Here is an 11,486-nt window from a genome sequence, read left to right on the forward strand (position 1 = left end):
GTATCCGTAAATGTGGACGACACAAAGTTATAAAGCACCCGCCTGAACCAGCGCTTGGCGCACTATACTCTGAGCGCTCTCTGTAAGGCGAGTTAATGGCAAACGAATCCCTTCTGGCACTCGCCCCATTGTTTCCAGCGCCCATTTGACTGGGATTGGATTGGCTTCGACAAATAAATGTTTATGCAGGCCTTGCAGGCGATCATTGATGTCTTTGGCAGTTTTAATATCGCCGACTAATGCCGCCGCGCACAGCTCATGCATCGCTTTAGGGGCCACATTGGCAGTCACTGAAATGGTGCCGTGTCCGCCGAGCAAAATAAACGGCAAGGTTGATGCATCGTCGCCACTATAAAAAGCAAAATCTTTGGGGGCGCGCAGCATTAAATCGGCGGCGCGTTCCATATTGCCGGTCGCATCTTTAATGCCGACGATATTGGGTAACAGAGCCAATTGCAATGCCGTATCGTTCGATAAGTCACACACGGTGCGCCCTGGCACGTTATACAGCAAGGTTGGCAAGGCGGTATTTTCTGCGATGGCTTTGAAGTGCAAATACAATCCATGCTGCGATGGCTTGTTGTAATAGGGGACGACACTTAAGCCGTAATTAGCACCCACTGACAAAGCGCGTTGCGAGAGGTGAATGGCTTCGCGGGTTGAATTCGCTCCGGTGCCGGCAATGACTGGGACCCGACCCGCCGCTTGCTCGACGACCACTTTAACAATCTCAATATGTTCATCCACTGAGACCGTGGGTGACTCTCCTGTTGTGCCAACGGCAACCAAACCGTCAGTGCCTTGTTCAATATGCCAATCGACCAGCTTTCTAAGCGCTGAAAAATTGATTTGACCATCCGCATCCATCGGAGTGACTAATGCAACTAGGCTTCCTGTGAGCATGAGCAAATTTTACCAGTGAGCAAAAGGGGATCATTCTAACCGAAGCAATTCACTCACGAAACCGACTTATTCCATTCAAGGCATGAAATGTTGGTGTTTTTGATGCGGATGGAATTTTATTTGCCTTAACTTACCTCTTTATATGTAAATATTTGTAACAAATGTTAAAGAAGTTGCAAATGCCATTGAGCTTGTTGAGCAAACTCAACAATATGGCAAAACTTGTAGCAGAGAATGAGTTTGGGTTTTGGTTGTTATGGAAAAAGTATCGACAAAGATCGAAACCATTCATGCGATTATGCCGAATCAATGGCAGGGTAAGTCGTCTAATGTCCTTCGTATTGACACAAAACGAATTTAGTTTGCGATTGAAATTGACTCGGTGCAGTGTATTTTTTAGTCAATTTTTTGATTGGTAAATACATCGGCGTATGAATAAGTTCAACTTGTTTCTTCTACGAGCGAATAACACTGCATGCAGTTTATGGTGCAGATCACCATTTTGGTGAACATGTATAAAAGGGGATGCGTCGTGAATATTTTAGGTTATTTACAAAAAATCGGCCGTGCGCTGATGGTGCCGGTGGCTACTTTGCCAGCCGCCGCAATTATGATGGGTATCGGCTACTGGCTTGATCCAAACGGCTGGGGCGCGGATAGCGCCACTGCAGCCTTTTTGATCAAGGCCGGTGCTGCGATTATCGACAATATGTCGATCTTGTTCGCAGTCGGTGTTGCATACGGGATGTCAAAAGATAAAGACGGTGCTGCGGCACTGGCCGGTTTGGTCGGTTACTACGTTTTGACAACCCTGTTGTCGCCAGGCGCGGTATCGCAAATCGAAGGCATTGCACTCAAAGACGTGCCTGCCGCTTTTGGTAAAATCAATAACCAATTTATCGGTATCTTAACGGGTGTGATCGCGGCTGAAATTTACAACCGCTTTAGCCAAGTTGAGTTGCACAAAGCATTGGCCTTCTTCAGTGGCCGTCGCTGCGTGCCAATCATCACTTCGTTTGTGATGATTGTTGTTGCCTTTATCTTGATGGCGATTTGGCCAGTGATTTACAACGGCTTGGTTAACTTCGGTATGAGCATTAAAGATATGGGCCCAACAGGTGCTGGTATCTATGCCTTCTTTAACCGTTTATTGATTCCAGTTGGCTTGCATCACGCCCTGAACTCAGTGTTTTGGTTTGACGTTGCCGGCATTAACGATATCCCTAACTTCTTGGGCGGTGCTAAATCTATCGCTGAAGGCAAAGCGGTTATCGGTGTGACGGGTATCTACCAAGCGGGTTTCTTCCCAATCATGATGTTTGGCTTGCCAGGCGCGGCATTGGCGATTTACCACACTGCCAAACCTGAAAACAAAGCTCGCGTTGCATCAATCATGATCGCCGCTGGTTTTGCTTCATTCTTTACTGGTGTAACTGAACCGCTTGAATTCTCATTCATGTTCGTAGCACCTGTATTGTATGTATTGCACGCGTTCTTGACGGGTGTATCGGTTTACATCGCCGCAAGCATGCAATGGATTGCCGGTTTTGGCTTTAGTGCCGGTTTGGTAGATATGGTCTTGTCTTCGCGCAATCCATTGGCCAAAGACTGGTACATGTTGCTAGGTCAAGGTGCAGTCTTCTTTGCAGTGTATTACTTCGCTTTCCGCGCAGCGATCACGGCCATGAATTTGAAAACACCAGGTCGTGAAGACGACATTATCGAAGAAATCGCAACCCCAGAATCTGCTGCGGCCTCTGCTGCTGTTGCTTCGGGTAGCACGGCCGAATTGGCCATGGCGTATGTGACTGTGGTTGGCGGCGCAAGCAATGTAACTAACGTAGATGCCTGCATCACGCGCTTGCGTTTGTCAGTGGTTGACGCTGATTTGGTCAATGAAGCGGCTGCAAAGAAATTAGGCGCCAGTGGCGTGATTAAATTGAACAAACAAAGTGTGCAAATCATTGTTGGCCCTAAAGCTGAATTGATTGCCGATGCTTTGCGGATTCAGTTGGCGTCATCAACAAAAAAGTAATGGAAGTTGCGCCTGCTGCTGCACCTGCAGCGGCGAGCGTAACACCCGTAGTCAATCGCAATGAAACGATCCTATTGGCACCGATGTCCGGTGAAGTGATTGCGATCGAAGCAGTACCTGATGCGGCATTTGCCAGTAAAGCGGTGGGCGAAGGTGTTGCCATCCGTCCTACAGGCAATATCGTCGTAGCGCCTTGTGATGGTGAATTGGTGAAGATTTTTAATACCAATCACGCCTTTGCTTTGGTAACGGATTCAGGCGCTGAATTGATCGTGCATATTGGGATCGAAACAGTGAAGTTAGGCGGACAAGGTTTTACCCGTCTCGCACAGCAAGGCGCACGTGTTAAAGCGGGCGACCCTGTTTTGGAATTGGATCTTGATTATTTAGCAGCCCATGCTGCGTCGATCATTAGTCCAGTGATTTTGTCCAACGCCGATCAGTTCCAAGCACTAGAAAGTGTGGCGAGCGGTTCGGTTGAGGCAGGCAAAACAGTGCTGTACACCTTCAAAGCCAAGTAATTAGTTGGTACGCAAAAAAGCCACGAGCCTGCTCGTGGCTTTTTTGCGTTGAAAGCTAGCGCCATTGGCGTATATTGACGCGCTTCACGTCAAGTTGCCGCCTATGCCACACTCAGATCCTTTTGAATTTCTTGAAGACCACGATCAAGCGCAAAGCTGGATTGCGGCGCAAAACCAACGCTGCCGCGCGGCCATCGATGCCGATCCAAGATTTACTGTCATGACTGAGCAAATCTTGCAATTGAGCCAAAGCCAGCAGCAAATCCCGTATTTTGCCCAGCATGGTGACTGGCTATATCATTTTTACCAATGCAGCACCCAGCCGCGCGGCGTTTATCGTCGAACGACATTGGCGTCGTACCAAAGCCCCGACCCGCAATGGCACATTGTGTTTGACTTAGACCAATTGGCTGCGCATGAAGGGGTTGAATGGCAGCTAGCAGGGATTTCGCACTGCATTTTACAAGCCAATTTGTGCCTTATTAGCTTGAGCATCAGCGGCTCAGACGGGCATGTTTGCCGTGAATACGATGTTGAACAACAGTGTTTTGTTGAAAATGGCTTTCAATTGCCGTTTGGTAAAAATGTGATCCATTGGCGTGACGCCAATAGTGTTTTTGTGGCTCCCGCATGGGATGAGAGCCAACTGACGCAAGCGGGCTTGCCGTGTGAGGTGTGGCTACTGCAGCGCGGGCAAGATTGGGATGACGCCGATAACTTAGTGGTGCTACCAGAAACATCACTCAGAGCGCAAGCATGGCGATTTTTAGATGGTGACCTGACCGCATTTGATGTGATCGAAGCCGCGCACAGCCTCGATCAAAAAGCCTATTACCATTTGGATGATGACTTGCAATTGCAGCACTTGCCACTGCCGTTGCGTTGCGAAATTTTGGCGTATAGCCATGGTGACCTCATCGTTAAATTAGCCAGCCATTGGTCGCGACAAGGGCAGGATTACCCCGTGGGCGCATTGCTGGCGGTGGCGTGCGATGCAAAAACCGCAAGACTGGGGCGAATTCAGCTACTGATTGCACCCACGGCGCAGCAAAGCATTCAAAGCATTGAGGCGACTTTAAATGGCCTCATGGTGTTGATGCTCGATTGCGTTAAAAGTCGGATGATTGGCTTGGTTTGGCAGCAAGGACAGTGGCTGCAGCAACACCATCCTTTGCCATGTGATGGCGTGATTGAGTTGGTCGATCAACCGTGGCAAACCGATGTGGTGTATTACAACTACAGCAATTTTTTGCACCCAGCCTCGCTGTATCGTTACGACTTAATGTGCCGGCAAGCGCCAGAATTATTGCGCCAGCAATGTCCCGCTTTTGATACCCAGCCTTTCGTGCAACAGCAACGCTTTGCTAGCGCCAAAGACGGCACGCCGATTCCTTACTTTATTGTGCACCATCAGTCCATCGTCTTGGACGGACAGACGCCGACTTTGTTGTATGGTTACGGCGGCTTTGAGCAGTCTTTGCTGCCGTACTACGTTGACCATCTTGGGCCGCAATGGTTGGCTAAAGGCGGGGCGTTTGTAGTGGCCAATATTCGTGGCGGCGGCGAGTTTGGCCCGGCTTGGCATCAAGCGGCGCAAGGCGCTGCGCGGCAAGTGAGTTTTGATGACTTTATGGCCGTTGCTGACGACTTGATTGCGCAAGGATTTACCTCTTCGCGCCGACTGGCGATTCAAGGTGGTAGCCATGGCGGTCTGCTGGTCGGCGCTTGTTTGACGCAGCGCCCTGAATTATTTCAAGCCGTGATTTGTGAAGCGCCGTTGCTCGATATGATGCGCTACACCGAGCTGGGCGCAGGGGCGAGTTGGCTGACTGAATATGGTGATCCGGCGATGGCCGAGGAGCGTGCCGTTTTGGCGGCGTATTCGCCGTACCAGCATATTGCACCCGCCAGCTTACAGCGTTATCCCGCCGTATTGTTGACCTGCGCCAGCCATGATGATCGTGTTCATCCGGCGCACGCAAGAAAAATGGCCGCCAAATTGCTCGATCTAGGACATGACGCGTGGTTTTTTGAGTCGGGGCAAGGCGGGCACCGATACGGTTACTCTGCGAGCGACACCGCTCAAGCGCTCAGTCGCGCCTTGGTGTTTTTACGCCAACAACTGATGGATTAGGCTTTCTTCATGGGTATATCAACCTAAGCTATGTTTGATATAGCTTAGGTTGATATACCCACTAAGATTACTTTTTCTTGTGCCAGTAGCTCGTTGTAACTTCAAAGCAATACTCAGGCAGTGCTTCTACTTGCTGCGCAAGATGGTTTTGCGCATCACGAATCGCTTGGTTATAGATGTGCGGGCCGATCTCGCGCAGCACAAAGTCCAGCATGAATGCCGCTTGTAGCTCGCCAATGTCGGTGTCGATCTCTTCTCGGCAGTAGCGTTGGATGGCTTGCTGTAATTGTGGCTGTAGCGATTTATCGATTTTAATGCTCATATGCTGTGGTGTATTTGAGTTGATTGGTCGTGTCAGTGTTTTGATTTCGCTGAACTTAATTTGGCCAGATGGCCCCCAAAATGCGCGGGCCTTGTGCGCCGGTGACTGCGGGCAAATTGGCGCTCTGACCGGTGATGCAACGCTCGGCTAACCATGCAAAAGCAAATGCTTCAACCCAATCGGGATGAATACCCACGCTGGCGGAGCTGCTGACCGGGCAGGGGAGTTGCTCGGCCAGTAAACGCATCAACTGCTGATTATGCGCGCCGCCACCACAGACTAATACTTCATCTGGCGTGCCTTGGCTTAAAATCGCTTGGCTGATGCTGTTGGCGGTCAGGGCGCATAAAGTCGCTTGCACGTCTGCAGGTTTGTCATTGCGGCCTGCCAAGTGCTGATCTAGCCATGCCTGATGAAATAAATCACGGCCCGTGCTTTTGGGGGCGCTAAGTGCAAAAAATGGCTCGGTGAGCATGTCTGCCAGTAGATCGGGCAAAATTTGACCGCTGGCAGCCCAAGCGCCATCGGCGTCGTAATGCGCGCCTAAATGCTGATGAATCCACCCATCCATCAATACATTGCCCGGGCCGCTATCAAAGCCGCTAACCGGTTGGTGTTGGCCTAGCCAACTTAAATTGGCAATGCCACCAATATTGAGGATCACTCGATTTTGATTTGGACTGGCAAATAAAGCATGATGAAAAGCCGGCACCAACGGCGCACCTTGCCCGCCCGCCGCGACATCCCGAGAACGAAAATCACCGACCACGGTGATGCCAGTATGTTCAGCCAGCAAAGCATGGTTGCCGATTTGTAGCGTATACCCCAGCTCGGGTCGATGACGAATGGTTTGGCCGTGATTGCCAATCGCTTGGATGTCACTGGCTTGATACGGTGTGGTTTGCAATAAAGCTTTGACCACCTCGGCGCACGCTAGGCTGTGCGCATTGGCAGCGAGTTGCGCCAAATGAATTTCATCGTGTGCAGGGCTTTGTAATTGCAATAATTGCGCCCGCAATACCGAGGGCAATGGCGCGCCCAAGCTGGCCAACAGTTGCGGTGGGCTGGACGCCATATCCACTAAGACGGCATCAATGCCGTCCAAGCTGGTTCCTGTCATAAGCCCAATGTAAAGGTGACGCTGCGCCATTGCTATTTCCTGTCAATTAATCCAATTTGGCTAATTCTACCTTGCTCAGTAGCGCCAGTTGTTGCTTTGTGCGCAAGACATGCGGTTTAAATTGGGCCAATTGCGTGGCATTGAGCGGTTTGCTATTGGGTAGATTTAAGGTTAATGGGTCGACCTGCGTGCCTTTAACTTTAAATTCATAATGCAAATGCGGCCCAGTTACGCGGCCGGTGCGACCCACTGCGCCAATCACATCGCCCTTTTTAATGTTTTGTCCGGCTTTTAGGTCTTTGGCAAATGCCGATAAATGCGCGTACAGCGTGCTGTATTGGTCGCCATGCTTGATTTCAATAAACTTACCGTAGCCGCCATCTTGTGTGACTCGGCTCACTATGCCATCCGCCGCGCTATACACCGGCGTGCCTGTCGGTGCTGCGTAATCAACGCCTTTGTGCGACTTCCACTTAAACAATACCGGATGAAAGCGGCGGGAAAATCCTGAGCTAATACGCGAAAACTTGACTGGGTTAGCTAAAAAACTTTGCCCCGAAGTTTCGCCGTTTTGATCAAAATAAGCGCCTTCAATGCCTGCGCCCGCAAACCAAAAGACCTCGTGTGTTTGGCCGTTATTGGTAAATTGCGCGGCTAAAATTCGACCGGTGCGTAAATCTTCACCGCCGCTTTTTTCTACCTCATAAATTACCGAAAAATGATCGCCAGCTTTAAGACTATTGTGGAAATCGATTTTTTGATCAAAAGCCTCAATCAGTTGCTGCGCAATTTCATCGGGTAAGCCAATGGCGTCGGTCGCCCCGTAAAAAGAGCTGCTGATGGTGCCGGATTTTTGCTGCGTGTATTTCTCTGCGATTGCCGGTGCAATTTGAGTGCGCAGTTGCTCGCCATCTCGAATCAATTGGATTAACTCACCGGCTTTGTTGAGGTAACTCATTTGCAATAAGCGCCCATCAGCGGTGGTTTGTGCGCGAATTAAGCGGCCAGCCGACAATTCATACAGTACGCGCGCGGCCGGGTCGGTGCGGATAAACTCCCACGCTTGGCTGTCGTTAATCGACAATTTATTAAATAATTTACCCAGCCCGTCACCGGTCTGAATGATTTCTTCTCGCCAGAATGGGGTGTCGCTCTGCGCTGAAATGAGGGTGGGGGTGGCGAGTTGTTGCGTGACTTGGCGCACATTGACCTGCTCACGCGGGCCGTATTCAACTACGCCGTAGGCGGTTACCATTAAGCTCAGCGGTAAAAACACCGCTGCGGTCAACCAGGCTAAATGTCTTTTTTGCCAAGATGCTTGCGTCGAAAGCGCACGAGTGGCGCGCACCTTGGTGAATGATTGCGGTAAAATCCGTTGCATAAAATTCCTAATCCAAACCGCATGCGTGCTAAAACACGCCGATCATGATTGAAGTAACACGTCATTGCGCCACAAGGCGCAAGCCAGAATGGGTTGCGATTGACGGTGATTTTTAAGTCAAAAAAAATCACGCCACCAAATAGACTGCGAGGTCAATTTTTAGTTCGCTACTGTAGCATTGAAACCCATTTCGGCCATTGGCACTTCTTGCGAGTGTAAATAGTCACGCGGCCACTTGAATTAAATTGATACGTATCAGACGCTACCGAGCAAGATGGTTTGCTTGTAGCGCAATACCCAAAGCATTATTTAGATAGGATTTAATATGAACGCCATTCCAGAAATTCGCGCTGGCCAATCGATTGAGCTATTAAAAGCGCTGCATATTCTCACGCGCGATGGCAAACTCAACCAAGACAGTCGACGTAAGCTCAAACAGGTTTACCACTTGTTTAACTTTATTGAGCCCTTGCTCAAGTCAACGCTGGCCGATCATGAAAATGTCACCTTGGTTGACCATGGCGCGGGCAAGTCTTACTTGGGCTTTATTATTTATGATTTGTTTTTTAAAGATAAGCCGGCAGGGCATATTTACGGCACGGAATTTCGTTCTGAGCTGGTGCAAAAATCCCGTGAATTGGCGACTTTGTGCGGCTTTGAACGCATGACGTTCTTGGATATGCTGGTTGAACAAGCCGCTGCCGCCAAAGAAATGCCAGCACAAATCGACATCGTCACCGCGCTACATGCTTGTGATACCGCTACCGATGACGCCATTAAATTCGGCCTAGAAAAAAACGCCCGCCACATGGTGCTGGTGCCTTGCTGCCAAGCTGAAGTCGCTAGCGTGCTGCGCAAACACAAAAGCAAAGCCTTGGCCAGCACACCGCTGGCGGAAATGTGGCGTCACCCCATCCATACTCGCGAATTTGGCAGTCAGCTAACCAATGTACTGCGCTGCTTGCAGCTACAAGCCAACGGCTATCAAGTCACCGTGACGGAACTGGTCGGCTGGGAACACTCGATGAAAAACGAGTTGATCATTGCCAGCCAAAGCAAAGACGCTCCGCGCAAAGCAGCCCGAGAAAAAATCGCACAGATTTTAGCCGAAACCAATTTAGGCGATATGACGGGGCGATTTTTGTACTAAGGTGTGGCGCAACGCTACTTAATGACGATGGGTTGATCGAGTGAGTTGCAGTCGCTTATCAGCCCGAACTCAGTCGATGGTCTGCGTCTTTTGCGGCGCTGCCCATTATTCCATGCCGCAAAGGGCGTTCAATGCTGGATTTGATTCGATTTTTATACACCCAACGCATCACTGGTTTCGCTGTGCCCAATTCGCCCCATTTTGATAACGACGCATCCAGCGCATGGTTTGAGCAAAAATTAATCGCCGCCACACATTATCTAGAGTTTGGCTCGGGTGGCTCGACGTACTTGGCTGCCAAGCTAAATAAATCCTTTGTGTGTATCGACTCGGATCGTTTTTTTCTTAAAGCAGTTCGGCAAAAAATCACCGCAGATGGCTTGTTCAATCCTGCTGAGCAGACTTATTTGCCGAGGCAAATAGGCTTTAGTCGCGAGTGGAGCCGGCCCGTGCTATGGCGCGGCATCGGCAAGGCGCGCCAAGCGCAATTTGCTCGATATTCCGACTTTCCTGTTGAATCACTCAGCAACCATCGCCAGCCTGATTTAATTCTGATCGATGGTCGATTTCGAGTGGCCTGCGCGCTCAAGGCGATTCGAGCTTTGCAGGCGCAATCAAGCTGGACTTTAGTCGTCGATGACTACGTTGGTCGACCTGAGTATGAAGTGATTGCAGAATTTGCCGAGTTAGATTGCCTAGTGGGGCGAATGGCGGTGTTTTGCTCAAAAACCACACGCACGACAGCTGAATTAGAGCGTGCGATTCAAACCTATGCGCTTGATTTTAGATAAAGGGGTTTAGGGAGTAATGGAACCAAAAACCAACGTAAGTCTAAATCATTAGCAAATAGACAATAATTTCTTCCCATCTTCACGCAGCTCACCCAGAGGTGATACATGCCGGTACAGTGTCTGACGTGTAATTCCTAGTTCTTTACACAAGTCGTTTACCTTGGTTTCTGGTTGACCCATGGCAGCCATGGCTAAACGTAGTTTTGCGGCTGTCATTTTATATTTGGCGCCGCCTTTACGGCCACGGGCTCGGGCAGAAGCTAAGCCCGCCTTGGTGCGCTCTGAAATAAGCTCCCGTTCAAACTCAGCCAGCGCAGCAAAAATACCAAACACTAATTTTCCGCTGGCCGTGGTGGTATCAATATCAGCGCCGTGGCCAGTCAGTACCTTGAAACCGATGCCACGCTGATTCAGATCATGCACGGTGTTAACCAGGTGATGCAGATTGCGTCCCAATCAGTCGAGTTTCCACACCATCAGCGTATCGCCATTCCGCAAGGCTTTCAGGCAAGCAGTTAAACCAGGACGATCTTCCTTTTTGCCAGAAACATGGTCTTCATACAGTTGCGTGGCATCTACGCCCGCGACGGTGAGCGCATCGCGTTGCAGGTCAGTCGCTTGAGAGCCATCATCCTTAGATGCCCGCATATAGCCAATCAGTATATCCAAATCCTTGTCACATAGATGGTCGATTATGTGACAGTGTGCGCTAGGATTTTTTGATGGTCAAAAAATGTAACATATCCGGTTATATAAACTATGTCTTACAAAAGCATAAATTCCCTATTTATGTGACACTTTGCGAAAAGTGTTTTGTGTCGGCCACCACACTAGATCTATGCGTTTTATGGCATAGTGATTAGATGAAAAGAAAGCCCCCTACACAAATAACCGAAAAACCCACTTACGACACGCCGAGTGAGCGAGTTCGTACGGCCGTAATCAGCAAGATTAGGGCCCTGCTGGCAACTAATACTTGGACCCAGCAAGAGGCCGCCCATTTTTGTGGGCTGAGCCAACCCCGTATCAGCGATTTGTGTCGTGGTAACACGGATCGTTTTTCTCTTGATGCCTTGGTTGATATCGCTGCAACCCTTGAGCTGCAATCCAAGCGTTTAGAAGGAAGTGC

General features: G+C 49.7%; 9 protein-coding genes and 2 pseudogenes. 6 read left to right on the forward strand and 5 right to left on the reverse strand.

Translation table 11 applies throughout. The features are described 5' to 3' along the window. Positions 1-27: 27 nt before the first annotated feature. On the reverse strand, positions 28-903 hold the full coding sequence (gene dapA, locus LG219_RS01590) for a 4-hydroxy-tetrahydrodipicolinate synthase (RefSeq protein ID WP_226762800.1): 876 nt from the start codon (positions 901-903) through the stop codon (positions 28-30). 532 nt (positions 904-1,435) lie between these two features. Here dapA and nagE point away from each other — a divergent pair. The 3 genes from nagE (at position 1,436) to LG219_RS01605 (ending at position 5,593) form a co-directional block, all read left to right on the forward strand. Then, on the forward strand, positions 1,436-2,938 hold the full coding sequence (nagE, locus tag LG219_RS01595) for an N-acetylglucosamine-specific PTS transporter subunit IIBC (RefSeq protein ID WP_226762801.1): 1,503 nt from the start codon (positions 1,436-1,438) through the stop codon (positions 2,936-2,938). Next, complete coding sequence (locus tag LG219_RS01600) at positions 2,938-3,459, forward strand: PTS sugar transporter subunit IIA (RefSeq protein ID WP_226762802.1); 522 nt, start codon at positions 2,938-2,940, stop codon at positions 3,457-3,459. The genes nagE and LG219_RS01600 overlap by 1 nt, the downstream gene beginning before the upstream one ends. Positions 3,460-3,562: 103 nt before the next feature. Then, a complete protein-coding gene (locus LG219_RS01605; RefSeq protein ID WP_226762803.1) occupies positions 3,563-5,593 on the forward strand; it encodes a prolyl oligopeptidase family serine peptidase in 2,031 nt (676 codons plus the stop codon). 67 nt (positions 5,594-5,660) lie between these two features. Here LG219_RS01605 and LG219_RS01610 read toward each other — a convergent pair whose 3' ends face one another. From LG219_RS01610 to LG219_RS01620, 3 genes are read right to left on the reverse strand one after another with little or no spacing between them, the layout of a single operon-like run. Then, on the reverse strand, positions 5,661-5,915 hold the full coding sequence (locus LG219_RS01610) for a DUF2164 domain-containing protein (protein ID WP_226762804.1): 255 nt from the start codon (positions 5,913-5,915) through the stop codon (positions 5,661-5,663). Positions 5,916-5,970: 55 nt separating this feature from the next. Then, the gene (locus tag LG219_RS01615; RefSeq protein WP_226762805.1) at positions 5,971-7,065 is read right to left on the reverse strand and encodes an anhydro-N-acetylmuramic acid kinase; all 1,095 of its coding nucleotides are present in this window, start codon (positions 7,063-7,065) and stop codon (positions 5,971-5,973) included. Between the two features lie 16 nt (positions 7,066-7,081). Next, positions 7,082-8,416: a M23 family metallopeptidase gene (locus LG219_RS01620; RefSeq protein ID WP_226762806.1), complete on the reverse strand. Its 1,335-nt coding sequence runs from the start codon at positions 8,414-8,416 to the stop codon at positions 7,082-7,084. A 325-nt stretch (positions 8,417-8,741) separates the two neighbouring features. Here LG219_RS01620 and LG219_RS01625 point away from each other — a divergent pair, with 325 nt between their 5' ends. Together LG219_RS01625 and LG219_RS01630 are read left to right on the forward strand one after the other, a co-directional pair. Next, positions 8,742-9,566 carry a class I SAM-dependent methyltransferase gene (locus LG219_RS01625; protein ID WP_226762807.1) on the forward strand — a complete coding sequence of 275 codons (825 nt, stop codon included), beginning with the start codon at positions 8,742-8,744 and terminating at the stop codon, positions 9,564-9,566. Positions 9,567-9,697: 131 nt separating this feature from the next. Then, complete coding sequence (locus LG219_RS01630) at positions 9,698-10,357, forward strand: hypothetical protein (RefSeq protein ID WP_226762808.1); 660 nt, start codon at positions 9,698-9,700, stop codon at positions 10,355-10,357. A gap of 48 nt (positions 10,358-10,405) precedes the next feature. Here LG219_RS01630 and LG219_RS01635 read toward each other — a convergent pair. Beyond that, a pseudogene (locus LG219_RS01635) lies at positions 10,406-11,005 on the reverse strand (recombinase family protein). Positions 11,006-11,220: 215 nt separating this feature from the next. On the opposite strand from LG219_RS01635, the pseudogene LG219_RS01640 reads away from it, so the two are divergent. Further along, a pseudogene (locus LG219_RS01640) lies at positions 11,221-11,445 on the forward strand (helix-turn-helix domain-containing protein); the annotation flags it as partial. Positions 11,446-11,486 lie beyond the last annotated feature (41 nt).

The sequence above is a fragment of the Deefgea salmonis genome, assembly GCF_020531905.1.
Classification (GTDB): Bacteria; Pseudomonadota; Gammaproteobacteria; order Burkholderiales; family Chitinibacteraceae; genus Deefgea; species Deefgea salmonis.

Coding starts and splice junctions, on each gene's coding strand:
- LG219_RS01630 (WP_226762808.1), top strand. CDS start 9,698: ATGCTGGATTTGATTCGATTTTTATACACCCAACGCATCACTGGTTTC.
- dapA (WP_226762800.1), bottom strand. CDS start 903: ATGCTCACAGGAAGCCTAGTTGCATTAGTCACTCCGATGGATGCGGAT.
- LG219_RS01605 (WP_226762803.1), top strand. CDS start 3,563: ATGCCACACTCAGATCCTTTTGAATTTCTTGAAGACCACGATCAAGCG.
- LG219_RS01615 (WP_226762805.1), bottom strand. CDS start 7,065: ATGGCGCAGCGTCACCTTTACATTGGGCTTATGACAGGAACCAGCTTG.
- LG219_RS01625 (WP_226762807.1), top strand. CDS start 8,742: ATGAACGCCATTCCAGAAATTCGCGCTGGCCAATCGATTGAGCTATTA.
- LG219_RS01600 (WP_226762802.1), top strand. CDS start 2,938: ATGGAAGTTGCGCCTGCTGCTGCACCTGCAGCGGCGAGCGTAACACCC.
- LG219_RS01620 (WP_226762806.1), bottom strand. CDS start 8,416: ATGCAACGGATTTTACCGCAATCATTCACCAAGGTGCGCGCCACTCGT.
- LG219_RS01610 (WP_226762804.1), bottom strand. CDS start 5,915: ATGAGCATTAAAATCGATAAATCGCTACAGCCACAATTACAGCAAGCC.